The sequence below is a fragment of the Actinotalea soli genome (assembly GCF_017565425.1).
GTDB lineage: Bacteria > Actinomycetota > Actinomycetes > Actinomycetales > Cellulomonadaceae > Actinotalea > Actinotalea soli.
Genome location: NZ_JAGEMK010000007.1, coordinates 93,265 through 119,415 on the forward strand (window position 1 = coordinate 93,265; position 26,151 = coordinate 119,415).

Genomic DNA, 26,151 nt, shown 5'->3' on the forward strand with positions numbered 1-26,151 from the left:
ACCGGTAGATGATGACGAGGTGCTGCTCGCCGACGTCGCCGCCGCCTCCCTCGACCTCGCCACCACCCGCTCGCGCCTGGCCAAGCGCGCCCGGCTCGTCGAGGTGCTCCGTCGCACGGACCCCGCGGAGGTCCCGGTCGTGGCCCGGTACCTCGCGGGCGAGCTGCGTCAGCGCCGCACCGGGCTGGGGTGGCGCTCCCTCGGCTCCCTGCCCGGCCCGGCGGCCGAGCCCTCCCTCGAGGTGCTCGCGGTCGACGACCTCTTCGAGAGGATGTCGCGGTTGGCGGGCACCGGCTCGGCGACCGCACGCTCGACGATGGCCGCCGAGCTGTTTGCCGCCGCGACAGAGCCCGAGCAACGCCTGCTGCGCGGGCTGGTGACCGGGGACCTCCGGCAAGGAGCCCTCGACGCCCTGCTGCTCGACGCGGTGGCCGAGGCCGCCGGGGTGCCCGCCGCCGCGGTGCGCCGAGCCGCGATGCTCGCCGGGGCCACCGAGCCGGTCGCGACCGCCGCCCTCGGGGCTGCCGACCCCGAGGCGGCCCTCGCGGCCCTCGACGGCTTCACCCTCGCCGTCGGCCGGCCCGTGCGCCCCATGCTCGCCTCCTCGGCCGCGGAGGTCGAGCAGGCGATGGCCAGCCTGCCGGACGGGCCGTCCGTGGTGGACGCCAAGCTCGATGGGATCCGCATCCAGGTGCACCGCGACGGCGACGAGGTGCACGTCTTCACGCGCAGCCTCGACGACATCACGGCCCGCGTCCCCGAGATCGTCGCGGTGGTCCGCGCTCTGCCCGTCCGGTCCGCGGTGCTCGACGGCGAGGCCCTCGCCCTCGACGACGCAGGGCGGCCGCGCCCCTTCCAGGAGACCGCCGCCCGCAGCGCGACCCGCGACGCCGAGCTCGCGGCCGCCACGGACCTGCGCCCCTTCTTCTTCGACCTGCTGCACCTGGACGGCGAGGACCTGCTTGACCGCCCGTTGCTCGAGCGGCTCGACGCCCTGGACCGCGTCGCCCCGGAGCTCCTGGTCGAGCGGGTCGTGACCGAGGTGCCGGAGCTCGCCCGATCAGCCTTCGAGGGCTGGGTGGCCGCAGGCCAGGAGGGAGCCGTGATCAAGGACGGGACCGCCCCCTACGAGGCCGGACGGCGCGGCGCCGCCTGGGTCAAGGTCAAGCCCCGGCACACCCTCGACCTCGTGGTGCTCGCGGTCGAGCGCGGCTCGGGCCGCCGCCAAGGCATGCTCTCGAACATCCACCTGGGCGCCCGTGATCCGGCGGGCGGCTTCGTCATGCTGGGCAAGACCTTCAAGGGCATGACCGACGAGACCCTCGCCTGGCAGACGGCGCGCTTCCGCGAGCTCGAGGTCGAGGACGACGGCTGGCTCGTCACGGTGCGGCCCGAGCAGGTCGTGGAGATCGCGATCGACGGCGTCCAACGCTCGAGCCGGTACCCCGGCGGTCTTGCCCTGCGCTTCGCCCGCGTGCTGCGGTACCGCGTGGACAAGACCGCCGAGGAGGCGGACACGATCGAGACGGTCCGGAGGCTCAGCCCCGGGTGACCGGCCCCGGCTGGCTCGCGGCGGTCTCACCGGCGCTCGAGGCGGCGGGGTGCTCGACCTCGACGTGCGGGTGGCGTCGCTCGAGCTTGGCCCCCTCGACGTCCACGTCGGGCAGGATGCGGTCGAGCCAGCGCGGCAGCCACCAGGCCTTGTCCCCCGCGAGGTGCATGAGTGCCGGGATCAGCAGCATGCGGACCACGAAGGCGTCGACGAGCACGCCGAAGGCCAGGGCGAACCCGATCGGCCGGATCATCGCGCTGTGGGCGAAGATGAACCCGCCGAAGACCGAGATCATGATGATCGCCGCAGCGGTGACCACCGCCCGACCGGCCCGGAAGCCCTGGGCGACCGCGAGCCGTGCCGGCGCGCCGTGGGCGTAGGCCTCGCGCATGCCTGTCCCGAGGAACAGCATGTAGTCCATCGCGAGCCCGAACAGGATGCCGACCAGGATCGTCGGCAGGAAGTTCAGCACCGGGCCCGGGGACTCCACCCCGAACACGCCGCCCAACCAGCCCCACTGGTAGATCGCCACGACCCCGCCGAGGGCCGCGAAGAAGGACAGGATGAACCCGAGGGTCGCGATGACCGGCACGTAGATCGACCGGAACACGAGCATCAGGATGACCATCGACAGGCCCACGACCACCGCGAGGTAGGTCGGCAGGGCGTCGGCGAGGGCCTGCGAGACGTCGATGCTGCCGCTCGCGGCCCCCGCGATGCCGAAGGTCGCATCCCCGTCGACGACGTCCAGCTCGCGCAGGTCGGTGACGAGCTGCTCGGTCGACTCGCTCGTGGGTCCCTCGGCCGGGACCACCTGGAAGGCGACGAGCCCGCCGTCCTCCGAGGCGCCGACCGGGGCGACGGCGACGACGTCGTCCTGGCTGAAGAGCTGCTGGGCGATGGCGACCTGCGTGCTGAGGTCCTCCCCGGCGCCGTCAGCCACCTCGGCCACGGCGAGCAGGGTGCCGTTCTGACCGTCGCCGAACTTCTCGGTGACGGTCTCGTAGGCCTGGTACTGGGTCGAGTCGGACGGCTCCGAGGAGCCGTCCGGCAGGCCGAGCCGCAGGTCGAGGGCCGGCAGCGCGATCACGACGAGGGCGGCCGCGCCGAGCACGACGCGGGCGACCGCGCTCGTGGTCGACATGGGGCGCGCCGCGGCGACCGGTGAGGGTGCGGCCGCACCGGGGGTGGCCGCCGCACCGTGCAGGGCTGCCCGCTCCTTCGTGCTGAGGATGCGCGGCCCGACCAGGGAGAGCAGCGCGGGGGTCATGGTGACCGCGATCATCACCGCGACGGCCACGCAGAACGCGGCGACGGTGCCCATGAGGCCCAGGAACGGGATGCCCGTGATGTTGAGCCCGAGCAGCGCGATGAGGACCGTCGCACCGGCGAAGACCACCGCGTTGCCCGAGGTCCCGTTGGCCAGGCCGATGGACTCCTCGACGTCGTAACCCTGCTTGAGCTGACGCCGGTGACGGTTGACGATGAACAGCGAGTAGTCGATCCCGACCGCCAGGCCGAGCATCAGGCCGAGCACGGGGGTCACCGAGACCATCTCGACCACGCCGGAGAGGGACAGGGCACCGAGGGCCCCGATGCCGACGCCGACGAGGGCCGTGAGGATGGGCAGTCCGGCACCGATCAGGGTGCCGAGCATGACGAGCAGGACGATCGCGGCGACGACGACGCCGACGGCCTCGCCCACGCCGAGGATCTCGGGGGTGGCCGTGGCGATGTCGGCGCCGAAGCTCGACTCCACCCCGTCGACCGGCGGGTCCCCGAGCACCTCCATGACCTCGTCCTTGGTCTCCTGGGTGATCTCGAACTGGCTCTCGGAGAACGAGAGGTTGGCGATCGCGGCGCTGCCGTCCTCCGAGACGAGGCGGATCTCGGCGGCACCCTCGAGCAGCTGGGCACCCAGCTCGGCCTCGGTGGCCTGCTCCTCGAGCATCGTCGCCTGCTCCTCGAGCTCGGCGCGCCCGGCCTCGAGCTCGGCCTCCTGGGCCTCGAGGGCCGTCTGCTGCGCGTCGAGCTGGGCGAGCCCTGCGTCGACCTCGGCCTGCTGGGCGTCGAGCTGGGGTGCGGCCAGGTCGAACGCCCCGGCGGCCTCGGCCTGCTCGCGGGCGGCGTCGATCGCGGCCTGCCCCTGCTCGAGCTCGGCCCGCGCGGCGTCGAGCTGGGCGCGACCGTCCTCGAGCTGGGCGGCGCCGTCGTCGATCTGCGCGCGGCCCTGCTCGATCTGCGCGCGCCCGTCCTCGATCTGAGCCAGCCCGTCCTCGAGGGCCTGCTGCTGCTCGGCGCGCTCGGCCTCGGTCTGGAACGGGTCGATGACCCCCTCGACGCCGTCGACCTCGGTGACCCCCGCGAGCCAGGGGCTCAGCTCGTCGCGCTGGGCCTGGGTGATCTCGGAGCCGTCCTCGGTGCTGAGGACCACGGTGCCGGTGCCACCTGCTGCCGAGGGGAACTCCTCCTCGAGCTGCTCGGTCACCTCGGCGGTCGGGGTGTTGGGGATCGTCAGGGCCGTCGTCAGGGTGCCGCCGCCGACGGCGAAGGCGACCCCCGCGAGCGCGAGGACGGCCACCCAGGCGGCGACCACGAGGCGGGCACGCCGCGCCGCGAGGCGTCCGAGTCGGAACAGGATCTCAGCCATGTCGACCTTTCGAGGTGCATGAGGCGGGAAGGATGCGGTGCTGCGGTGCAAGAGTCTGGGACGGACGGGGGGCGGAGGGGAGCCGGTCAGGCGGAGGTCGGGTCCCCGGGGTCGTGCTCGCGGGCGTACCCCGACCGGAGCCGGGCGAGGAAGCGGTCGACCAGGCTCGACCACACCGCGCGCGAGGCGTCGTCGTCGGCTGCGGCGGTGGCCTCGTACCAGTGGCGGTGCACGACGAGCACCCCGTGGAGCACGGTGTTGACGAGCAGGTCGATCTCGAGAGCGTCGACCCCGGGCCTCCGCTCGCGCATCGCGGCGGCGAGGCGCAGGCCACCGTCCTCGAGCACGCGGAGCAGCACGCCGTCGACCCAGGGGGACTGATCCTTGTCCCCGAGCGACCGCGTCAGGTAGGACATCGACGGGACGAGGTCGGTGGCCCGGACCGCAGCGGCCAGCTCGTCGAAGGCCTCGTCGACGGAGGCACTCCTCTGCGCCGCGTCCTCGGGGGGAGGCTGGGCCGTGTAGCAGTCGACCAGCTCGGCCATGACGTCGTCGAAGACCGCGGCCAGGACGTCCCCGAGGGAGGCGAAGTGGTTGAAGACGGTGCGGCGCGAGACGTCGGCGCGCACGGCGAGGTCCTCGATGGTGAAGTTCAGCCCGCCGGTCTCCTCGAGCAGGACAGCCGCGGCCGCGACGATGGCCCTCCGGTGGCGCTCCTTGAGGGCAGCGCGCCGGTCAGTGATGGGATGAATCGCGGGCACGGCGCATAGTAGGCAGGTCACTGCACTGAGTGCAACGGTGCACTGGGTGCACCTGGCGACCAGGCCTCCCGCAGACGCGGTGCGGGACGGGTAGGTCAGTGGGCCGCCCGGGCGCCCCCACGCCGAGGCAGCACGTGCATGACCGCGACGACGACAGCCCCCACCACCAGCCCCACCAGCGCCGAGGCGAGGGTGTTCACCACCCAGGCCACGAACCCGCCCACCCCCGCGAGCCCGTGCACGGCCTCCTCGAGGTGGTGGACCAGGGCGTAGGGGGCGTGCCAGCCGAGCTCGTCGACCCCCACCAGCAGGATGTGCCCGCCGACCCAGAGCATCGCGACGATGCCGACCGTCGAGAGGACGGCGAGCACCGAGGGCATCGCGCGGACCAGGAGGCGTCCGCCCGCGGCGACGGCCCCCCGGCGGGTCTTGGCGAGGTGCAGCCCGATGTCGTCCATCTTCACGATCAGGCCGACGATGCCGTAGACCAGGGCCGTGATGCCGAGAGCGACGACGACGAGGATGACGGCGCGGGAGACCAGCGGCTCGTCGGCCACCTCGTTGAGCGCGATCACCATGATCTCCGCCGAGAGGATGAAGTCCGTGCGGATCGCCCCGCTGACCACGGTCTTCTCGGCGTCCTCGCCCTGCACGGCCGCGGGCACGGCCGTCTTGGCCTTGGCGTGCCCGGTGACCAGCTCGTAGACCTTCTCGGCGCCCTCGAAGGCGAGGTACGCACCCCCGACCATGAGGATCGGGGTCAGCAGCCACGGCAGCAGCTCGCTGAGCAGCAGCGCGGCCGGGAGGATGAAGAGCAGCTTGTTGCGCAGCGAGCCGACGGCGATCCTGCGCACGATGGGCAGCTCGCGCGCGGCCACCACGCCGTGGATGTAGCGCGGGGTCACCGCGGTGTCGTCGATCACGACCCCCGCAGCCTTCGCGCTCGCCCGGCCCGCGGCGGCGCCGACGTCGTCCACCGACGCAGCGGCGAGCTTCGCGAGAGCCGCGATGTCATCCAGAAGAGCTGCCAGACCGCCGGCCATCAGGTCTCCCTCGTCAGCACCGCGAGCCTCACGCGCGCCGCGGCCGGGTGCCGGGCCCTGCTTCGTCTCGGCGACAGAGTAGGCGACCGCGGCGACCCGTGGGGGCCACGCCCCCCGGCGCGCGCAACCACCTGACCTGACCTAGCGTGACGCAGGTCCGGTCTGCCGACCGCGGAAGGGTCGTCGTCACCATGAGCCACCACCAGCACCACGACGTCCTCGTCGTCGGAGGTGGCAACGCGGGCATCTCCCTCGCCGCCAAGCTCCGCCGAGACGGCTGCCACGACGTCGCCCTCGTCGAGCCCAGCCCGGTGCACCACTACCGGCCGATGCTGTCCTTCGTCGCGGCCGGGACCGCCCGCCTCGCGGACCTCCGCCGGCCCCAGTCCCAGGCCATGCCCGCCGGGTGCCGCTGGTACGCGAGCCGGGTGACCGCCGTCGACCCCGCGCGCTCGACCGTCGAGCTCGCGGACGGCGAGACCCTCACCTACGGCGACCTCGTCGTCTGCCCCGGGTCGGAGGTCGACTGGGACGCCCTGCCCGGGTCCCGCGAGGCCGTCGCGACCCCCGCGGCGTCGACGAGCTACCTGCCCGAGCACGCCGAGCAGACCTGGACGATGCTCTCCTCCCTCACCGCGGGCACCGCCGTCTTCGTCATCTCCGACCAGCACGTCCCGTGCTCGCCCGTCGCCCTCAAGCCCCTGCTCATGGCGGCCGACCACTGGCGCACCGTCGGCACCCTCGGCGCGATCGACATCGAGCTCGTGGTCGAGGGGACGCACCTGGTCGACCACGCCCGCGCCGACCAGGAGCTGCGCGCCGCCGCGGAGGGCTACGGGGTCCACCTGCGCACCTCGACCACCGTCGATCGCATCGACCCCGCGCAGCAGGTCCTGCACCTGCGCTCCCTCGAGGGCACGAGCGAGGTGCGCTACGACGCCCTGTACCTCGCCCCGCCGCACCGAGCCCCCTCGTGGATCGCGGCGAGCGACCTCAGCAGCGAGAGCAGCGCGGGCTTCGTCGCGGTGGATCCCCTCACCCTGCAGCACCGCACCCACCCGCGCGTGTGGGGCCTCGGGGACGCGGCGGACCTCGACACCCTCCCCTCGGGCGGTGCGCTGCGCAAGCAGGCCCCGGTGGTCGCGCACAACATCGCCGCCCGCCGGACGGGCCGCCCGATGCGGCACTACTCGGGCTACTCGATCGCCCCTGTGACGACGTCCAGGTCCCGCCTGCTGCTCGCCGAGTTCGACCGCCACGGCAGGCCCGAGCCGACGTTGCGCTTCCCCGACCTCGCGCGCCCGCGCCGCAGCACCCTGGTGTTCGACCGCTACGTCGAGCCGCAGGTCTACTGGCGTCGTCTGCTGCGCGGGCACGTGTCCTGACGTGCTCGCCCGCGCTGCCTGAGGGCGACCGAGGCTGGCGCCCTCGCTACCGCTGACGAGGATCGACCGCGAGCAGGCGGAGGGTCTCCTCGTCCTCCACACCGCCGAAGTACCGATCCAGGACGGCGACGAACGTCTCCTTCCACGACCGGTCGGCGTCGTCCCCGGCTGCTCGGAGGAACAGGGTCATCGAGGAGCGGAGCTTCTGCGCGTCGATCTCGCCCATCACCGCGACGGGGTCGTCGCCGGGCAGGTCCGCCAGGGCCTGGGCGCACTCGACGAGCCGGGGGCCCAGCACCGGGTCGGCGAGGTATCGACGTGCCTCCTCGATCCCGTCGATCCCATAGTGCTGAGCCGTGGCGCTGCGACCGAGTCCGCGCAGCTGCGGGAGGACGAACCACATCCAGTGGCTGCGCTTGCGGCCCGCACGGAGCTCGGCGAGCGCCGTGGCGTACGTGCCCTCCTGCTCCTGAGCGGCGAGGAAGCGTCCGAGATCCGTCGTCATGCGGCCATCCTGCCCGAGCACCCGGCACGTCGCTGCCGCACGCACAGGACCGTGCTCAGTTGAGGCTCGGGTCCACCGGGGCGGTCGAGAGGATCGCGATGGCGCCGCCCTGCCGTCGCATCACGGCCTTCCACAGTCCCGCCGGGTCCGCGGTGACGACGTCGGAGGGCAAGGCCGGGAAGACGTACCAGTCCCCCGCCGCGACCTCGGCCTCGAGCTGCCCGCCGGACCACCCGGCATGCCCCGCGAACACCCGCAGCCCGAGCACCCCGCGGACCGCCTCGGGCTCGGCGTCGAGGTCCGCGAGACCGAAGGCCCCGGCGACCCTCGTCACGGCGCGCGGGGGGTCGACCCCGGCGACGAGGGTCGCGACCGCGAGCGCCCCGTCGAGCCCCACCGGGCCGCCCTGGAAGAGGTTCGGCGGACCCGCCACGACGTCCTGCCAGGTCGGGAGCACGGACCCCACGGCGACGTCGAGCTCGCGGTTGAGCACCACCCCCAGCGCCCCCTCCTCGTCGAGGTGGAGCAGCAGGACGACGGCGCGCCGGAAGTTCTCGTCCGCGAGCTGCGGCACCGCGACGAGGAGGTCCCCCGGGGCCAGCCGCGTCTGCTCCATGCCCCCATCCTCGCGGACGACGCGGCGGGCGTCGTCCGGGGGCAGCCCTACGCCTCCTGCGCCGCCGCCCACGCGGCGACCCGGGCAGCGCTCTCGACCTCGGAGAGGTCCTCGACTCGGGACGACGGCGTCGGCGTCAGGGCGGTCGAGGCCGAGCGAGGAGCAGTCCGCCTCGCCAGCGGGGGCTCGCGGGCCCCGAGGGCTAGTCCCGGGCGGCAACCGGTCAGGGGCGCGACCCGTGCCGTCGTCGTGCGTCGGTGGACCAGTCGTTCGACATGCAGTTCACCCGCTCGGCGGTCACCGAACCAGGCTCGAACACGGGAAGATCGCGCGGGCCACGCAGATGCGTGCCTCAGCGAGAGGATCCGCATGGCTACCGTCCGACCTAGCGCCGCTCGACGGTACCCTCGGGTCGCCGCGCTGGGCATCGTCGCCCTGCTCGTCCTCCTGCTCGGAGCCACACCGGCGCACGCCGCAAGGACCGGAAGCGTCACCGGCGTGATCGAGGGGCTCCTCCCCGGCGAGGCAGCGAACATTCACCTCGCTCTTCGTTGCGGCACGACGTACGAGTCCGCTGTGCTCGCCCCGGATGGGAGCTTTGCCTTCCCCGACCAGTTCACCCACGGTGGCACCTGCAACCTGTTCGTCGACCCCCAAGGGGACCTCCAGGCCAAGTACCTCCCGTCGTACGTCGGTCGAGTTGCTGGGACGTTCCGTTACGAATTCTCCTCGAGCCCGGGCCCGTACCCGGGCGAGCACGTCGTGCTTGGGGCGCCAGTCGTACGACCTCGACTCTCCGGCACGGTGATCACCCCTGACGGGGCCGCGCTGAGCGACGACGTCCTGGTTCAGGTCCGACCAGACTTCGAGGGCAGGAGCACTGCCATCGTCCAAGACACGGGGGTCTTCACCCTCGACGACCTGCGCCCCGGCAGCGAGCACGACGTGCGGGTGAACTCGCAGAGCGGCCCGTCGTCTTACGCAGCCGGATGGTACTCGGCCGGCGCACCAGGGAACTTCTCGTTCTACTGGGTCGAAGCGACACGGCTCGTCCTCGCCCCCGGTGAGGTGATCGACGACCTCGAGATCACGCTCCGACGCTGCGCGACCGTCACGGGCACGATCGTCGGGCTTCCCTCAGGCCAGAGCGGTGAGGTCCACGTCGTCGACACCCACACGTGGTTGCGGCGTACTGCCGCGTTCGACGCGGGCCCCGGCCGCACGTCGGCGACGTTCGCGGTCCCAGGTGTCGCGCCAGGCTCGCACGCCGTGGCTGTCCTCTACAGCGACAGCGGGCGTGAGGTGGAGCGCTGGCTCAACGGCAACGACTACGAGACACCAGGACCCGAGGTTCTTGAGGTGGACAGGACCTGCGCTGATGTGGGCGGCGTCTACTTCGCGCTGGGCGCGCCGATCAAGCCCGGGTCGCCGCCGCTCGTGAGCGGCACTCCCCAGGTGGGCGAGGTGCTCACCGCAAGCTCGAGCACGTGGGACGTGGCATCGCCAACGCTCACCTACCAGTGGCTCGGTGATGGGGTTCCGCTCCGTGGAGCGACTGAGCGTGCCTACACGGTGGCGCCTGCAGACCTCGGCAGCCGCCTCTCCGTCCTCGTGACGGCGAGCGCGGCAGGCCGGGCGCCTGGCGAAGCACGGTCGGAGCCGACCGAGGCCGTGGCAGCAGGGGACGCACCGGTCGTCACGACGCCGCCGAAGGTGACGGGGACTGCCGAGGTCGGGCAGAAGCTGACCGCGAGCCGAGGTAGCTGGTCGCTGCCGGGTCTCACGTACAGCTACCGATGGCTAAGGGACGGCGCGCACATCCCAGGCGCCACGTCATCGACGTACCGCCTCACCGCGAAGGATGCGGGCCGGAAGGTCCAGGCCCGTGTCGTCGTGAGGCGGGACGGCTACAGCACTGCGACGGCGACCTCCTCTGCGCGCAAGGTCACGAAGATCTCGCCCACCGTCGACGTCCGGTTGCCGTCGCCGATGCCCCGTGGTGCCGCCGGGACGGCCAGCGTCACCGTGAAGACCGCCGCCACGAGTGCACCGACCGGGACCGTCAAGATCACGGTGGCGGGCGCAACCGTCACGAAGAACCTGCCCGCCTCTGCGCGGGGCACGGTGGCGGTTCGGTTGCCGAAGGTCTCGAAGGCGGGTGCCACCCGAGTGACTGTGACCTTCACGCCGTCCTCGGCAACAGCCCGCTCGACAGCAGCAAGGACCCTTGCCAAGACTCTCCGCGTCGTCTGACCTGTCGCCGAGCGCCTGGCGGGAGGCTGGCGACCCCGAGGCCGCGGTCCGTCCGGCGTCCACCCGTGGTCTCGCGCGGCGGGAAGGGCGGTGCGGCTCCTACGCGAGGCCGACCAGCGCGACCACGACGCCCACCGCACCGAGCCCGGCCAGGGCGTAGGCCGGTCGGCGGGGCATCTCGCCGTCGCGCGCCATGCCGCGGCCGAACATGAAGTAGACGAAGGGGTGCACCAGGAACGGCATCGCGAACACGAAGGCGATCAGCGCGGCAGCCTCGGCGCCGAACAGCCCGCCCTGGAGGGCCGCGAACACGCCGAAGTGCGACAGCGCGGCACTGGTGGCCATGACCGAGTGCGCCAGTGACAGGTGAGCCAGCATCAGGAGCCCACCGAACAGCGCTATCAGCTGCCATCCGAAGGAGAACAGCATCAGTCCCTTCACCTCGGCGCGGTCCTCGCCCGCGGATCGGCGGACCTGGCGCAGCGCGAGGGCGGTGAGCGCCAGGCCGATCACCGCCATCGCTGCCGTCGGCCACACCAGGAGCTGCCCCGCGTCGAGGCTGAACGCGAGGATCCCGAACAGGAACACGTGCCCGAAGAACGGCACCGAGATCATGATCGGCGCACGACGCCTGGCGATCTCGCCCATGTCGCCGGCGGTGCAGGCGCCGGTGAGCCCGGCGTGCGACAGCGCCCCGGCCATCCCCGGCGCGAGGTTCCGCACCGCGGCCGTGCGGCCGACGAGCATCAGCACCGAGATCCCGCCGAACATCCACATGAGCTGTCCGAAGAAGCCGTACAGGAGCATCGGCGCCATGCCGTCCAGCGCCAGCGACTCGACCAGCAGCGAACCGCCGATGATGAAGTTCGCCGCCAGCACCACGGGGATCCCGCCGAACATCAGCGCCCGCACCGCCGGCCCGTGCGTCCATCGTGGGAAGACCCACCCCAGGGCCACGGCGATCAGCATCGAGAAGAAGATCGGCGGGAAGGCAGCGATCTCCCGCACCCCGTCGGCGATGAAGGCGGCACCGGCGAGGACGAGGATCAGGAGGACCAGCTCGACGGTGCCCTTGCCGAGGTAGCGGCGCTTGTTGGCGATCTGAGCACCCGGGTCGACCAGGATGACTGCGAAGACCAGACCCAGGTATGCCAGCAGCGGCAGGATCTCCTGCTGCCCGCCCCCGGTGCCGAGCAGGACCCTCACGGTCGCGTCCACACCCAGCAGGACGAAGAACGAGCGCACGATGAAGACGAACTGCGTGCGGCCGGTGCCGAGCACGACCTCCTTGTTGTTGAGCACGACGGACCTGTCGTCCGGCACCGTCACCCCACCGAACAGGCGTCGGAGCTCCTGGCCACCGACGAAGAACGACGCCGTGAGCGCGACGATGGTGGCGCGCGAGAGCATGTTCATGAGGTAGAGGTCGGGCAGGCCCGCGGTGCCCGCCCCCGTCGCCACGAGCAGGGCGCCCAGGGTGAGGCCGAAGACCACGATGATCAGGATCGCCGAGTACCGCGACCCCGCGACGACGGCGCGGGCCACCATCACGATCGGCACGAGGACCAGCAGGGTCAGCCAGAACTGGTCGAGGAAGGCGATGGCGTCGATCATGCGCGAAGTATGCCAACCGGTCCGCTCCGGGACGGGGGCGGTTGGTCCCCCGGTCCGCGTCCCAGCGATGACACCCTGCCGTCACGCACGTGTCGGTCACGACTCGGGGCCACAGGGCCCCGAGCAGCCCCGAGGCGCCGGCAGGCCGACGGCCGCACCAACGCCAGAGGCCCTCCCGATCCGAAGATCAAGAGGGCCTCTGAACTGCTACTTCACAAGTAGCGGGGGCAGGATTTGAACCTGCGACCTCTGGGTTATGAGCCCAGCGAGCTACCGAGCTGCTCCACCCCGCGTCGGTGATTCCAGACTACGGCACCCCTCCCGTGAGACCAAATCGGACCCGGGACGTCGCGGTCCCCCGCCCGGGCCTGCGCCCGCGGTCTCCGCTCGGAACGACCGGAGCGGGGTGGCTTCGGGTCTCATGATGACCCGAGCCCACCCCGCTCCGTCGAAGACGAGCGGCGGGAGGCCGACCCCTCGCGGGGCCGGCCTCCCGCGGTGTCAGCCGTCGAGCTCGTTCTCGGCCGCGATGGCCGCCTCGAGCGCGTCCTGCAGCCGCTCCTGGGCCTCGCCGTACGCGGCGAAGTCACCGTCGGCCAGGGCCTCCTGGCCCTCGAGGAGTGCCGCGTTCGCGTCGGCGAGCGCCGCGTCCAGGCGGGCCCGCGCGTCACCGGTCGGCGCCGGGTCCGTCGTCGGCTCGGTCGTGGGCTCCGTCGTCGGCCCGGCCGGCTCGGTGGGCTCGACCTCGTCGACGATGTCGTCCGGGGACTCGCCGGGAGCGTCGTCCACCGGCGCGTCCGGGACCTCCTCGACGTCCGACCCCGGCTCGACGCCCTCGACCCCGGCGTCGCCCTCGAAGACCTGGTCGAGGGCCTCCTCGAGGGTCTCGGCGAAGCCGATCTGGTCGCCGAAGGAGACCAGCACCCGCTGCAGCAGCGGGAACCGGGTGCCCTCGGAGGCCTGGACGTACACGGGCTGCACGTAGAGCAGACCGCCACCGACCGGCAGGGTCAGCAGGTTGCCGCTGACCACCGTGGAGTTGCCGAGCTGGAGCACGTTGAGGCTCTGCGAGACCTCGGGGTTGGACCGGAAGTTGTTCTGCACCTGGCCCGGTCCGGGCACCGTCGTGTTCCTGGGGAGCTCGAGGAGCCTGAGCTGGCCATAGCCTTCACGCCTCTCCCCCGCCTGGTCGCCTGGCTCGGCGTCGACCGCGAGGAAGCCCGTGAGGACGTTGCGGTCGGTCTGACCGCCCGGGATGAAGGTCGACGTCAGGGAGAACGTGGGCTCGTCCTGGGTCGGCATCTCGAGGGTCAGGTAGTACGGCGGCTGCGTGAGCGACTCGGTGACCGGGTCCTGCGGGTTCTGCCAGAAGTCCTGGCCCGAGTAGTACTCGGCCGCGGTGTCCACGTGGTAGGTCGCGAGCAGGTTGCGCTGCACCTTGAACATGTCCTCCGGGTAGCGGAGGTGGCTCATCAGGTCACCGCTGATCTCGGACATGGGCTGGATCTTGGTCGGGAAGATGCCCTGCCAGGTCTGCAGGACCGGGTCCTCGTCGTCCCAGGCGTACAGGGTGACCTCGCCCGTGTAGGCGTCGACCGTGGCCTTGACCGAGTTGCGGACGTAGTTCACCTCCTGCGGGGCGAGGGCGGCGATGGTGTCCGACTGGCCGGTGAGCGCATCGACGGTCACGTCGTCCAGGGACCGCGAGGCCGCGTAGGGGTAGCCGTCACCGGTGGTGTAGCCGTCCACGATCCACATCACCTTCTCGTCGACCACCGCGGGGTACACGCGGGTGTCGAGGGTCAGGTACGGGGCGACCTTGCCGACGCGGTCGCGCGGGTCGCGGTCGAAGAGGATCTGCGACTCCTCGGTCACGCGGTCGGAGAACAGGATCTGCTCCGAGCCGAACTTGACCGCGAAGAGCAGCTGGTTCCACAGGGTGCCGATGCTCGGGCCCGCGGTGATCTCGTCGGTCGGGAAGGTCGTGTTGACCTGGCCGCTCGGCTCGTCGTCGTCCGGGAAGTCCAGCTCCCACGGCTCGGTGCCCTCGGGGGCACCGACGATCGAGTAGTCGGGGCTGTTCTGGCCGAAGTAGATCCGCGGCTCGTAGTCGCCCAGCGACCCCTCGGACGGGATCCCGCCCTGGTAGAACGCCGGACGGCCGTCGGAGGCCGTGGTGTTCCCGTAGGCCGCGACCACGCCGAACCCGTGCGTGAACACGGTGTGGTCGTTGACCCAGGTGCGCTGGTCGGCGCCGAGGCCCCCGAGGTTGAGCTCGCGGACCGCGATCACGGTGTCGCGGCTCTCGCCGTCGATCTGGTACCGGTCCACCGCGAGGGTGTCGGGGAAGTTGTAGTACTGCTTGTTCTGCTGCAGCTGGCGGAACGACGGGCTGACGACCGCCGGGTCGAGCAGACGGATGCTCGCGGTGGTCTCGGCGTCCTCGCGCAGGGCCCCCGCCTGACCGACCAGGGTCGCGTCGTAGGAGGTGTACTCGACCTCGTCCAGGCCGAAGGCCGTCCGCGTCGCATCGATGTTGCGCTGGATGTACTCGGCCTCGAGGGCCTGGGCGTTCGGCTCGACCTCGAACCGCTGCATCACCGCCGGGTACACCCCGCCGACCGCGATCGCGGCGACCACCATGGTCCCCACGCCGATCGCCGGCAGTCGCCAGGTGCCGCGCACGGCGGCCACCAGGAAGAGCGCCCCGACGAGCAGGGCGACAACAGTGAGGATCGCCTTGGCGGGCATCACGGCGTTGACGTCGGCGTAGGCCGCACCCTGGATGAGCTCACCCTGGCTGACGAGCAGGGAGTAGCGGTCCAGCCAGTAGTTCGCGGCGATCAGCACCATGATCAGAGCAGCGGTGACGCCCAGCTGGACGCGCGCGGCCCGCGTCGTGCGGTCCCCGGTGCCGCCGAGCCGCAGCCCGCCGTACAGGTACTGGGTGGCCAGGCCCGCGATGCCGGCGATGACCGCGACGGCCATGAGGAAGGACACCACGAAGCGCAGGGCCGGCAGCGTGAACATGAAGAAGGAGATGTCCATGCCGAACTCGGGGTCCGCGACGCCGAAGTCGGTGCCGTTGAGGAAGAGCTGGACGGTCTCCCACTGGGCCGAGGCCGCTGCCCCGGCGAAGAAGCCGAGGACCGCGGGGGCCGCCAGGATCACCAGGCGGCGGAGGGGCTCGACCATCTCGCGGTACTGGTCCAGCGAGGCCTGCTCGGGCGTCGAGGGGGCGTAGATCGGCCGCGTGCGGTAGCCGATCGAGAGGGCGGCGAACACCGCCGCCGCCATGATGACGAACCCGGCCGCGAAGAGGAGGCCGCGGGTCAGCCACTCGACCCGCAGCACGTCGACGTACCCGACCGCGTCGAACCAGAGGACCTCGGTCCACAGGTTCGCGGCGAGCATGAACAGGATGCCCAGCACGACGAGGACCACCACGGTCGGACCGAGGGCTCCTCGGCGTCGGCCCGGGCGCGCGGCTCCGGGGGCTGGTCGGGGGGATGAAGCAAAGGTCACGGGTCTGTACCTCGTCGAAGCTCGGCGGGCGGCGGGTCGTCGTCCAGGAGCCCGAGGCAGACGGCGTCGTCGTCCGTACCCGGGGCTCAGCAGCACAACGTGCGTGCGTGGCCTCAGGTTCCCACAGGACCTTCACGCACCGCGCACGCTCGGGCCCCTGGTGACCGGATCGTGACCACCTGACACGATGGACCCATGACGGACCACGCCGGCCACGAGCCCACGCCCGCCACCGACGCCCCCCGCCCCCCGGCCCTCGAGCCCGGGACCCGGGGCCTGGCCGACGCCGTGGCCGAGATCGAGCGGCACGTCGCCACCTCGGGCTGGGACGGCCCGGTGCGCGTCTTCGCCCTCGTGGCCACGGGCCGCGCCCTGGACGCCGAGCCCGGGCTGGCCCAGCAGCTCCCCGCCCCCGTGGTCGAGGTCGCGCGCCAGGACCCGCACCACATGACCTCGGTCGAGCAGGAGGGCCTGCCCGAGTCCGCGTCCCTCGAGGAGCTGCTCGGCGGGATGTCCTGGCCCGCGACGGTCGACGGCGCCGCCGTGGTCGTCGAGCGGGTCGTGCTGCCCCCTGAGGCCGAGGAGGCCATGCCGACCGATCCCGACGCGGCCCTCGAGTACCTCATGAGTCACCCCGACCGTCAGGACGTGCGCCTGGCCGTCGGAGCCCTGCGGACGGGAGAGACCTGGTGTGCGGTCCGCACCCGGGCCAACGACGAGGACGCCGCGGTCGGCGGCGGTCCCGACGTCGTGCCGGGGCTCGTGGCGGCGGTGCGCGCAACCCTCGACTGAGCGCGACCCGCGGTCAGCCGGTGCAGGCCGGCAGGGCCTCACCGTCCCCCGTGCCGATCGCCAGGACCGCGGCGCGGGCCTCCGCCAGGGTGCCCACGCTCACGACGCGCAGGTCGTCAGGCACGTGCCCGACGACCTCGTCGCAGTTCGCCTCGGGGGCGAGGAACCAGGCAGCCTCGTCCCGCACGGCGCCGGCGAGCTTCTGCCGGATCCCGCCGATCGGGCCGATCGCGCCGGTGAGGTCCACCGTGCCGGTGCCGGCGACGACCTCGCCCCCGGTCTCGTCCTCCTCGGTGAGCATGTCGATGATCCCGAGGGCGAACATGCTGCCCGCGCTCGGTCCGCCGATGTCCTCGATGGCGATGCTGACGTCCACCGGCAGCTCGAACTCAGGATCGATGATCACCCCGAGCAGCGCGCGGCCGTTCGTCTCGTCCTCGACGGTGGTGATCTCGAGCTCGTGCCGCGACCCCGAGCGCTCGACCCCGAGCAGCACCGTCTCCCCGGGCTGCACCTCGTCCATGCGGGCGCTCAGGGCGGAGAAGCTCGCCAGGTCCTCCCCGTCGAGGTCCTGCACGACGTCCTCGGCCTGGACGACGCCCTCGGCCCCCGACCCGGCCATCGCCTCGACGACGACGAGCTCGGTCGGCACCTCGTAGCCGAGCTCCTCGAGGGCCGCGACCGCCGCGTGCTCCTGCGAGGAGATCATCAGCGCCTGGTTGCGCTCGTCGATGTCCTCGCGGGTGTCGGTCGTGGGGAACACCTGCTCGACAGGGGTCACGGCCCGCGACCCGTCGAGCCAGCCCCGGACCAGCATCGGCAGGCCTACCGGGTACCCCGGGCCACCGGAGACCGAGACCGTCGTGAGCAGCAACGAGCCGGAGGACTCGTAGGTCTCGGTGCCCGACACCGTGATCAGCGGCTGCCCCGCGCTCTCCCCCAGGGTGTCCCGGGTGGGGCCCGGGGACTGCACGGCGTACGGCACCGGGATGACGGCCGCCACGGCCACGAGGATCGAGGTGGCCACGGTCGCCGCCGCGAGCGTGATGGCCCGCGGCGTCACCGGGGGCACCGGGGCCAACGCGTCGGCAGGCTCCTGCTCCGGCTCAGCTCCGTCAGGCTGCTGCGGGAACGGGTAGGGCTGCGTGGCGGCCGGGGGCTCGGGATGCGTCACCGGGACATTCTGCGCCTAGAGCGAACCTGCGTGCTGACGCGCCCACGACGACGCCCCTCTCACGGCTCGCGCACAGCCGTTGCGGTTACCGTGGAGAACCCGCCGACGTCCTTGGGAGCGCACGATGAGCAACCAGCCCTCCGACCCCGACCGGCCCGAGCTCCCGCCGCAGCTCACCGAGCTGCTCCGGTCCCTGCTCGGTCCTGACGCGGACCAGGTGATCGAGGAGATGTCCGAGCGTGGGCTCGGCATGACCGGGCCCGACGGGACCCCCGTGGACCTGCAGGCGATGGTGCAGGCCGCCGGGCTCCCCGAGGACCCTGCTGCCCTGGGCCAGGTGCTCGAGCAGGTCAAGCGGATGCTCGCCGCCTCGGGGGACGGACCCGTCAACTGGGACCTCGCGCACGACCTCGCGCGGCAGGTCGCCGTCGCGGAGGGAGACCCGTCGGTCGACGAGCAGCAGCGCCGCGAGGTGACGGCGGCCTTCTCGGTCGCCGAGCTGTGGCTCGACGTCGCGACGGACCTCCCGCCCTCGGGCGGACCGGTCCGCGCCTGGAGCCGCTCGGAGTGGGTCGAGAGCACGCTGGGCACCTGGCGGACCCTCGCCGAGCCGGTCGCGAGCTCGGTGGCCGACGCCCTCGCCGACACCCTCGCGAGCCAGGCCACCGACGTGCTCGGCGCCCTGGGCGACCAGGAAGCCCTCGGTCTCACGGGGGGTGCGGGTCAGATGATGCGCCAGCTCGGTGGGGCCGTCTTCGGCATGCAGGTCGGCCAGGCCGCCGGCACCCTCTCGCACGAGGTCTTCGGCTCGACCGACATCGGCATCCCGCTCACCGAGGGGCCCGGCACCGCCCTGGTCCCCCGCAACGTCACGGCCTTCGCCGAGGACCTCGACGTCCCGGTCGAGGAGGTCCGCATCTTCCTGGCTCTGCGCGAGGCCGCCCACGCCCGCCTGTTCACACACGTCACGTGGCTGCGGGCGCACCTGATCGGCGCGGTGCAGGCCTACGCACGCGGCATCGCGATCGACACCGACTCCCTCGAGGAGGCCGTCCGCACGATCGACCCCACCGATCCCGCGGCCCTCCAGGAGGCGCTGTCGGGCGGCGTGTTCTCGATCGGCACGACTCCCGAGCAGCAGGCCGCGCTGCTGCGCCTCGAGACCGCGCTGGCCCTGGTCGAGGGCTGGGTCGACGAGGTCACCGCGGCGGCTGCCGTCGCGCACCTGCCGCACACCTCTGCCCTGCGCGAGATGATGCGCCGCCGCCGTGCTGCGGGCGGACCGGCCGAGGACACCTTCGCGACCCTGGTCGGCCTCGAGCTGCGCCCCCGCCGGTCGCGGGATGCCGCGACGCTGTGGTCGCTCATCGCGGCTGACGGTGGCGCGGCCGCGCGGGACGCCGTCTGGGAGCACCCCGACCTGCTGCCGACCGCTGAGGACCTCGACGACCCGTCCGGCTACACCGCCCGGCGCACGGCCGAGGGCGACGAGCACGCCGACCTCGACCGAGCCCTCGAGGAGATCTTCGCCGCCGACGAGGGCAAGGACGGCGACGGAGCGGGTCAGCAGGACCCGGAGCACGGGCCGGGGCCGGGCAGGAACCCGGACGACGGAGGGACGCAGTCCTCGTAGCTGCCCTGCGAGCCCAGCGCTGCCGGCCCGGTGCTGTCGTCCCGGGGTCGGTACCCGCTCACGGGGCACCCGCTCAGGGCTCGGTGACCTGCTCCTCGCCGTCGTCCTCGTCCGCGGGGGCGTCGGTCGCGTAGGCGACCCCCTCGAGGAACCCGCGTGCCCGCTCGGTCCTGGGGTACCGCTCGACCAGTGCCCAGAACTCGGGCCCGTGGCCGGCCTGGAGCAGGTGGGCGAGCTCGTGCAGGAGCACGTAGTCGAGCACCCAGCGCGGCATGCCGCGCACCCGGGAGGAGATCCGGATGGTGCCCTCCCCCGGGGTGCACGAGCCCCAGCGGCGACCCTGGTTGGTCACCCACGCCACGCTCGTCGGCTGGGCACGACCCTCGAGGTACCGCGTCGAGAGCTCGGTCGCGCGGGCCAGCAGCTGCTCGTCCGAGGGCCGCCGGCGCTGCTCCTGGGAGACGAGCTTGGTGACCATGCGCCTGACCCACTCGCGCTCCTGGGTCCGCGTGAAGCGCGCAGGGATCGCGACGACGAGGCGGCCACCCTCACGGAAGGCGGTGACCGTGCGGACGCGTCGGCGGCTGCGGCGGACCTCGACCGCGTCGAGGGCCTGCGCGAGGGCGTCGGCGCGATCCTCCTCGGACCCCGGTGCGGGTCCCGGGGCATCGTCCGGCCCCCCCGGTGGATGAGGGGCGTCCCGGCCCTCGGCAGCGCCGGACCGGGACGCGGCCTGCGCGCTGCGTCCCTCCCGTGCGGCTGCTCCGTCCTGGGGCACCTGAGCACGGTAGCGCCCGCGGCCGACACGCGACGTGGCCTGGACCACACCCGGCGCGCCGGGCCCCGCTCCTGCGGCGGTCCACGGGGCTGAGCACTACGCTGTCGGTGCACGGTGACGCCCGCCTCCCTGGCGGGGCTCATCAACGCCGGCCGGGTCGATCGCGTCCGGTGCGCAAGCCTTCTGAACGGAGATACCTCATGGCCGAGACCTACAAGGGCGACTTCTACTGCGTGAAGTGCAAGGAGAAGCGTGAGGCTGAGGGCGACGTGGTCGTCGCCAACGGTCGCAGGATGGCGAAGGGCGTGTGCCCCGTCTGCAGCACCAAGCTGAACCGGATCCTCGGCAAGGCCTGACGCTCGCCACGAGAGGCGGCCCCGTCGTGGGCCGCCTTTCGCATGTCCGGCTCCTGTGGACAGCCACCGTCGGAGTCCTCCAGACGCCAGGCTGGTGCCGTGCGAGGAGACGACGCGAGGCAGGGGACGGGACCACGGCTACGTCCCGGGGTCGAGGTGCTGTGGTGCGACACCACCACCGTGCAGCTCGGCACCGACGACCGCTGGGCGGTCCGCCTGAGCGACCTGTCCCCCGCGAGCGCCCGCGCACTGATGTCGGTGCCCCGGGGTGCTGATGCCCCCTCCTTGCGGCGCGCCCTCCGGGCCGAGGGGGTCGACCCCCTCGAGATCGAGGCGGTCCTGGCCCATCTCGCGGCCAGCCGTCTGCTCCTGGAGACCACGGGCGTGCGCTCCAGCCCCGAGGAGCTCACCTGGTCGCTCCTCACCGAGGACGCCGACCCTCGCCCCGTCCTCGCCCCCCGCGCCCGGCAGGTCGTCCGGGTCTGCGGTCTGGGACGCACGGGACTGGGCATCGCGGCCGGGCTCGCCGCAGGCGGGGTCGGGACCCTCGAGCTCGACGACGACCTGCTCGTGGGCCCGCACGACACGGGGGCCGGAGGCTTCACGGCCCGTGACGTCGGCGCCGTCCGGTCGACCGCGGCCGCCAGGGTGCTGCACGACGTCGCGCCGACCGTGCGGACCGCCCCGCACCGTGGCGGCCGACGGAACGGCCGCTCGCCGGCCGCACCGGACCTCGTCGTCCTGGTCGAGCACGGGGCCGCCGACCCGGTACGTCACCGCCCGTGGCTGCGGGAGTCCGTCGACCACCTCTCGGTGGTCCTGCGCGAGGCCTCGGTCCTGGTCGGACCGCTCGTGCGTCCAGGGCACGGACCCTGCCTGCACTGCGTGGACCTGCACCGCGCGGAGCAGGATCCCTACTGGCCCACCGTCGCGGCCCAGCTCGCCCTCGGAGGGACGCGGTCCCGTCGGGGCGAGGAGACGGTGCTCGCCCTGACCGCGGCCGCGCTGGCCACCGGGCAGGTGCTCGCACACCTGGACGGGCTGGCGGCGACCACGCACACCGGGGCTCTCGAGGTGCGCCTGCCCGAGGCCGTGCCCCGGAGCATGGGTTGGCCGGTGCACCCGGACTGCGGGTGCACCGGCCTGGTGACGGACGGATCAGCGGCCGAGCCGGCCGCCCGGGTCTGAGGACGGTCCCGGCCGACGGTCATGCCGCCGGTCGGGACTCGTCCTTGCGGGGTCGTCCGCGACCGCGCTTGCGCGGGACGACGACACCGTCGACGAACACCTCGCCTCCCCAGACTCCCCAGGGCTCCGAGCGCGCCACGGCCCCTGCCAGACAGCCCTCACGGAGGGGGCAGTCCTGGCACAGGGACTTGGCGAGCTCGACCTCCCGGCTCGCCTCGGCGAACCACAGCTCGGAGTCGTGCTCCCGGCACGGGATGAGCGAGGCGACGAGCTGGTCGAAGGCCTGCTCCTCGCTGGGTGTGGTGGGAGCGGCAGGTGCAGCAGGGACGGGCCAGGGGCCTGATCCGCCCTGGTTCAACGTGTCGAGCAGCGTGGTGAGCCGCACGAGGTCCTCCTGAGTTCCGGAGTGGACAGCTGGTCGGGTGCCGGGATCGACGGACCTTCGCTGACCGCCCGGAGGCGGAGGAATGCAGAAGGCCGCGGGTCCCGAGATGGACTCCGCGGCCTGGTGAGGCTCCTGGTCGTGTCAGACCGTGAGCGCCCCCGTGACGGAGTCGGGCTCGGTGGCAGAGGTGAGTCCCTCGCCGCGCAGACGCGGGCGGATGCCGAGGTACGCGGACACACCACTCCCCTGGATCAGATCCAGAGCGGGTGCGACAGGACGCGGCACGAAACCCGCTGCCATCGCAGCGCCGTTCACCACTGTCATCGTCTTCATCAGTGCACCCACCCCCTCTCTGATCAGGCCCAGGCCTCTTCGGCCCGACCTCCTACAAGGACGTGAAGAACTCTAGAACCGCGCCCCAGGACCGCACAACCGAATTAACGACCGAGTTCGGCGAGGGTGCTCAGAGGCCGGGCTGCGGGTGCTCGGCGACCAGGGCGAGCAGTGAGGAGCCGTAGCGGTCGAGCTTGGCGGGGCCGATCCCCCGCACCCGGGCGAGCTCGGCGATCGTGGTCGGGCGGTCCCTGGCCACGGTCTCGAGGGCCGCGTCCACGACGATCGTCCAGGCCGGCTTGTCGGCCTCGACCGCCACCGTGCGGCGCCACTCGTGGAGGGCCTCGAGCAGCACTGGGTCCACGTCCTCGAGGTCGACGGCAGACCCTCCGGCGACCCCCGACCGACGCCCGCGGCCCCCGGTGGGCCACAGCCCGTCGAGGAAGCGCGTGCGCTTGCGGCTCGCACGCGACCCGGGGTTGCGTGCCCGGGCGTAGCTGAGCTCGAGGTGCTCACGGGCCCGGGTGATCCCGACGTAGAGCAGGCGCCGCTCCTCGGCCACGGCGGCGTCGGTCTCGGCCAGGGAGATCGGCATGAGGCCCTCGCTCAGGCCGGTGAGGAAGACCGCGTCCCACTCGAGCCCCTTGGCGGCGTGCAGGGAGGCGAGGGTCACGCCGTCGACAGCGGGGGCGTGCTGGGCCGAGGCCCGCTCGTCGAGCTCGGCGACCAGGTCCACCAAGGTTGCCTCCGGGCGGGTCGCGACGAGGTCGTCCGCGAGCGCGACCAGGGCCTGGACCGAGTCCCACCGCTCGCGCACCGCCCCGCGGGCCGCCGGTGCCTCCTCGGTCCACCCGACCGAGGCCAGGACCCCGCGCACCGCCTCACCCAGCGAGGTGTCCGCCGAGGAGCGCGCCGCCCCGCGCAGCAGCACGATCGCGTCCCGCACCTCCTTGCGGGCGAAGAACCGCTCCCCGCCCCGGACGAGGTAGCCGATGCCCGCGTCGGCCAGGGCCTGCTCGTGGGCCTCGGACTGCGCGTTGGTCCGGTACAGCACAGCGATCTCGCTCGCGGGGGTGCCCGCGGCGATCAGCCGCCCCACCCGTGCGGCGACCCCCGAGGCCTCGGCCTCGTCGTCGTCGTAGACCGTGAAGCCGACCGGCGGCCCGGTCGGGCGCTGGGCCACGAGCTCGAGGGCCGTGGTGCCGCGCCGGCGACCGGGGACCGCGCTGAGGAGACGGTTGGCGAGGTCGACCACCTGCGGGGTCGAGCGGTAGTCCCGCACCAGCCGGACGACCTGGGCCCCGGGGCGCTTCTGCGCGAAGGTGAGAAGGTGGTGCGGCGTCGCTCCGGTGAAGGAGTAGATGGTCTGGCTCGGGTCCCCGACCACGCACAGCTCGTGACGGCCGCCGAGCCACTGGTCGAGCAGGTACTGCTGGGCCGGGGAGACGTCCTGGTACTCGTCCACCACGAAGTGCCGGTACTGCCCGCGGACGGTCTCGGCGACGTCGCGCCGGCTCTCGAGCATGTGCCCGAGCATGACGAGGACGTCCTCGAAGTCGATGACCCCGCGCGCGTCCTTGGCCTCCTCGTAGGCGGTGATGAGCCGGGCGACCGTCGCACGGTCGTACCCCGCGGGCGGCGGGCGGTCGGTCGCGGTCGCGGCCCGGACGTAGTCGTCGGCCGCGACCAGGCTCACCTTGGACCACTCGATCTCCGAGGCGAGGTCACGGATGCTGAGTCGGTCCACGCCCAGGCTGAGGCGGGCCGCGGCCTCGGCGACCACGGAGGCCTTGTGCTCGAGGATGCGCGGCGGGGTGCCGCCGACCACCTGGGGCCAGAAGTAGCTCAGCTGCCGCAGCGCCGCGGCGTGGAAGGTGCGCGCCTGGACCCCCGCGACCCCGAGCTGCCGCAGCCGGGTGCGCATCTCTCCCGCGGCCCGCGCGGTGAAGGTCACCGCCAGGACGCTCGTCGGCTTGTAGGTCCCCGTCCGGACCCCGTAGGCGATGCGGTGCGTGATGGCTCGCGTCTTGCCGGTACCCGCTCCCGCGAGCACGCAGACGGGGCCGGTGAGGGCGAGGGCGACCGCGCGCTGGTCGGGGTCGAGGGCGTCGAGGAGCTGGTCGGCGGACATCGCCCCCGAGTCTGGCAGGCTCCGCCGACACGTCCGACCGCGAGCGGGAGCCGGGGTGGGACGCGGGAAGAGGACGCGGTCCTCGCGGGTTACGGTGACGACAGCCGACGACGTGAGGGATCTGATGAGCGACGCCACGACCACCCCGCCCGCCCCGGGCTCGGTGACCATGTACTCGACGACCTGGTGCGGCTACTGCCGCCGCCTGAAGTCCCAGATGGACTCGGCAGGCGTGCCCTACACCGAGGTCAACATCGAGGAGCACCCTGGCGCGGCGAGCTACGTGGAGCAGATCAACGGCGGGAACCAGACGGTGCCGACCCTGCTCTTCCCCGACGGGACGTCCGCGACCAACCCCTCCCTCGCCGAGGTCCAGCAGCGCCTCGCGGGCTGAGCAGGCGCTCGGCGCTCAGTCGCTCTCGATCGGGGCGCCGAGCCAGTCCTCGATGAGGGCCCGAGCCACCGAGGCACGGGTGGGCAGCAGCACCTCGCCCCGCCCGACGGCCCCGACGAGCTCGTCCCGGGTGAACCACCGCGCCTCGGTGAGCTCGTCGCCGTCGACGTCGATCTCGGTCGAGGTCGCCCGCGCCGTGAAGGCCAGCATGAGGGAGGCCGGGAACGGCCACGGCTGGCTGCCCTGGTAGGCGACCTCCCCGACCACGACGCCGACCTCCTCGCCGACCTCGCGGCGCACCGCCGCCTCGAGGGACTCCCCCGGCTCGACGTACCCCGCGAGGGTCGAGAAGCGCCGCTCGGGCCAGTGCGGCGCGTGCCCCAGGAGCAGGCGGTCCTGGTCGTCGGTGACGGCCATGATGACCGCGGGGTCGGTGCGCGGGTAGTGATCGGACCCGTCGACCGTGCAGCGCCGCACCCAGCCACCGAGGGCCGGGACGGTCGGCGCACCGCAGCGGGGGCAGTGCACGTGCCGCGGGTGCCACGCCGCGAGCCCGACCGCCGCCGCAGCCAGCCCGGTGTCGCGGTCCTCGAGCCGGTGCCCGACCTCGCGCAGCGTCGCCCAGGTGGCACCGTCGACCAGTGCTGCCAGCACCGTCGAGCCCGAGTCCCTGGCGTCGACACCCATGTCGAGCCGGTCCTGGGGGCGGGGGTCCCCCGGGGGCAGCACGAGGGCGAGGAAGGTCGTGCCCTCGTGCTCCCCGAGGAAGAACCACAGCAGCGCGCCGGCCGTCACCCCGGCGTCCGACGTCCGGTCGGCCGGGCCTGCGGGTGCGCGGTCGGCGAGGCGTCCGGCGTCGACGGGGGCGGGGATGCCTGCCTGCTCGAGCTCGGCCGGCCGGCGCAGGTCCAGGGCCTCGCCCGTGACGGCGAGCCGGCTGCCGTGCAGGACGAGAACCCGGGTGCCCTCGTCCCGCCAGGCCGCGGCGAGCAGCTCCGGCTCGCTGCGGCGGTGGGCCGCACGGTCGGCGACGGCGCGGGAGAGCGGCAAGGAGTCCGAGTTCATCTCGCCACCGTACGGCGC

At 72.9% G+C, this 26,151-nt stretch carries 20 protein-coding genes and 1 tRNA gene; 8 read left to right on the plus strand and 13 right to left on the minus strand.

Translation table 11 applies throughout. The features are described from left to right. Window positions 1–19 precede the first annotated feature (19 nt). Window positions 20–1,552 carry an ATP-dependent DNA ligase gene (locus J4G33_RS12940; RefSeq protein WP_208056396.1) on the plus strand — a complete coding sequence of 511 codons (1,533 nt, stop codon included), beginning with the start codon at window positions 20–22 and terminating at the stop codon, window positions 1,550–1,552. Here J4G33_RS12940 and J4G33_RS12945 read toward each other — a convergent pair. The 3 genes from J4G33_RS12945 to J4G33_RS12955 form a co-directional block, all read right to left on the minus strand. After that, a complete protein-coding gene (locus tag J4G33_RS12945; protein ID WP_208056397.1) occupies window positions 1,539–4,202 on the minus strand; it encodes an MMPL family transporter in 2,664 nt (887 codons plus the stop codon). The genes J4G33_RS12940 and J4G33_RS12945 overlap by 14 nt on opposite strands. Before the next feature lie 86 nt (window positions 4,203–4,288). Further along, on the minus strand, window positions 4,289–4,963 hold the full coding sequence (locus J4G33_RS12950; RefSeq protein WP_208056398.1) for a TetR/AcrR family transcriptional regulator: 675 nt from the start codon (window positions 4,961–4,963) through the stop codon (window positions 4,289–4,291). 95 nt (window positions 4,964–5,058) lie between these two features. Continuing rightward, window positions 5,059–6,006 carry a DUF808 domain-containing protein gene (locus tag J4G33_RS12955; protein WP_208056399.1) on the minus strand — a complete coding sequence of 316 codons (948 nt, stop codon included), beginning with the start codon at window positions 6,004–6,006 and terminating at the stop codon, window positions 5,059–5,061. Between the two features lie 191 nt (window positions 6,007–6,197). On the opposite strand from J4G33_RS12955, the gene J4G33_RS12960 reads away from it, so the two are divergent. After that, a complete protein-coding gene (locus tag J4G33_RS12960; protein WP_208056400.1) occupies window positions 6,198–7,391 on the plus strand; it encodes an NAD(P)/FAD-dependent oxidoreductase in 1,194 nt (397 codons plus the stop codon). A gap of 46 nt (window positions 7,392–7,437) precedes the next feature. Here J4G33_RS12960 and J4G33_RS12965 read toward each other — a convergent pair whose 3' ends face one another. Together J4G33_RS12965 and J4G33_RS12970 are read right to left on the minus strand one after the other, a co-directional pair. Continuing rightward, window positions 7,438–7,896: a DUF1810 domain-containing protein gene (locus tag J4G33_RS12965; RefSeq protein WP_208056401.1), complete on the minus strand. Its 459-nt coding sequence runs from the start codon at window positions 7,894–7,896 to the stop codon at window positions 7,438–7,440. Between the two features lie 55 nt (window positions 7,897–7,951). Then, on the minus strand, window positions 7,952–8,512 hold the full coding sequence (locus J4G33_RS12970; protein WP_208056402.1) for a YqgE/AlgH family protein: 561 nt from the start codon (window positions 8,510–8,512) through the stop codon (window positions 7,952–7,954). 498 nt (window positions 8,513–9,010) lie between these two features. Here J4G33_RS12970 and J4G33_RS12975 point away from each other — a divergent pair, with 498 nt between their 5' ends. After that, window positions 9,011–10,765: a hypothetical protein gene (locus J4G33_RS12975; RefSeq protein ID WP_208056403.1), complete on the plus strand. Its 1,755-nt coding sequence runs from the start codon at window positions 9,011–9,013 to the stop codon at window positions 10,763–10,765. A gap of 99 nt (window positions 10,766–10,864) precedes the next feature. Here the strand turns inward: J4G33_RS12975 and J4G33_RS12980 are convergent, their stop codons facing one another. From J4G33_RS12980 to J4G33_RS12990, 3 genes are all read right to left on the minus strand, one after another. Continuing rightward, window positions 10,865–12,379 (minus strand): hypothetical protein, encoded by a 1,515-nt coding sequence (locus tag J4G33_RS12980; RefSeq protein ID WP_208056404.1) that lies wholly within the window; start codon window positions 12,377–12,379, stop codon window positions 10,865–10,867. A 219-nt stretch (window positions 12,380–12,598) separates the two neighbouring features. Then, window positions 12,599–12,672 (minus strand) — tRNA-Met (locus tag J4G33_RS12985). A 208-nt stretch (window positions 12,673–12,880) separates the two neighbouring features. Continuing rightward, the gene (locus J4G33_RS12990) at window positions 12,881–15,904 is read right to left on the minus strand and encodes a UPF0182 family membrane protein (protein ID WP_208056405.1); all 3,024 of its coding nucleotides are present in this window, start codon (window positions 15,902–15,904) and stop codon (window positions 12,881–12,883) included. Between the two features lie 195 nt (window positions 15,905–16,099). Between J4G33_RS12990 and J4G33_RS12995 the strand changes: the two genes are divergently transcribed. Continuing rightward, the gene (locus J4G33_RS12995; RefSeq protein ID WP_243759065.1) at window positions 16,100–16,696 is read left to right on the plus strand and encodes a PPA1309 family protein; all 597 of its coding nucleotides are present in this window, start codon (window positions 16,100–16,102) and stop codon (window positions 16,694–16,696) included. Window positions 16,697–16,709: 13 nt separating this feature from the next. Here J4G33_RS12995 and J4G33_RS13000 read toward each other — a convergent pair whose 3' ends face one another. Further along, window positions 16,710–17,870: a YlbL family protein gene (locus J4G33_RS13000; protein WP_307793894.1), complete on the minus strand. Its 1,161-nt coding sequence runs from the start codon at window positions 17,868–17,870 to the stop codon at window positions 16,710–16,712. Between the two features lie 124 nt (window positions 17,871–17,994). On the opposite strand from J4G33_RS13000, the gene J4G33_RS13005 reads away from it, so the two are divergent. Further along, the gene (locus tag J4G33_RS13005) at window positions 17,995–19,503 is read left to right on the plus strand and encodes a zinc-dependent metalloprotease (RefSeq protein ID WP_208056406.1); all 1,509 of its coding nucleotides are present in this window, start codon (window positions 17,995–17,997) and stop codon (window positions 19,501–19,503) included. 73 nt (window positions 19,504–19,576) lie between these two features. Here the strand turns inward: J4G33_RS13005 and J4G33_RS13010 are convergent, their stop codons facing one another. Continuing rightward, on the minus strand, window positions 19,577–20,281 hold the full coding sequence (locus J4G33_RS13010) for a M48 metallopeptidase family protein (protein WP_208056407.1): 705 nt from the start codon (window positions 20,279–20,281) through the stop codon (window positions 19,577–19,579). Window positions 20,282–20,481: 200 nt separating this feature from the next. Here J4G33_RS13010 and J4G33_RS13015 point away from each other — a divergent pair, with 200 nt between their 5' ends. Both J4G33_RS13015 and J4G33_RS13020 read left to right on the plus strand, forming a co-directional pair. Next, window positions 20,482–20,637, plus strand: coding sequence for a DUF5679 domain-containing protein (locus tag J4G33_RS13015; RefSeq protein ID WP_208056408.1), 156 nt, complete (start codon window positions 20,482–20,484; stop codon window positions 20,635–20,637). Window positions 20,638–20,736: 99 nt separating this feature from the next. Next, entirely contained in the window at window positions 20,737–21,825 is a 1,089-nt protein-coding gene (locus J4G33_RS13020) for a ThiF family adenylyltransferase (RefSeq protein WP_208056409.1), read from the plus strand. A 19-nt stretch (window positions 21,826–21,844) separates the two neighbouring features. Here the strand turns inward: J4G33_RS13020 and J4G33_RS13025 are convergent, their stop codons facing one another. Together J4G33_RS13025 and J4G33_RS13030 are read right to left on the minus strand one after the other, a co-directional pair. After that, on the minus strand, window positions 21,845–22,210 hold the full coding sequence (locus J4G33_RS13025; RefSeq protein ID WP_208056410.1) for a WhiB family transcriptional regulator: 366 nt from the start codon (window positions 22,208–22,210) through the stop codon (window positions 21,845–21,847). A 463-nt stretch (window positions 22,211–22,673) separates the two neighbouring features. Beyond that, window positions 22,674–24,674 (minus strand): ATP-dependent helicase, encoded by a 2,001-nt coding sequence (locus tag J4G33_RS13030; protein WP_208056411.1) that lies wholly within the window; start codon window positions 24,672–24,674, stop codon window positions 22,674–22,676. Window positions 24,675–24,798: 124 nt separating this feature from the next. On the opposite strand from J4G33_RS13030, the gene J4G33_RS13035 reads away from it, so the two are divergent. Further along, entirely contained in the window at window positions 24,799–25,068 is a 270-nt protein-coding gene (locus J4G33_RS13035; RefSeq protein WP_208056412.1) for a mycoredoxin, read from the plus strand. Window positions 25,069–25,083: 15 nt separating this feature from the next. Here J4G33_RS13035 and nudC read toward each other — a convergent pair whose 3' ends face one another. Next, window positions 25,084–26,133: an NAD(+) diphosphatase gene (gene nudC, locus J4G33_RS13040; RefSeq protein ID WP_208056413.1), complete on the minus strand. Its 1,050-nt coding sequence runs from the start codon at window positions 26,131–26,133 to the stop codon at window positions 25,084–25,086. Between the last annotated feature and the right edge of the window lie 18 nt (window positions 26,134–26,151).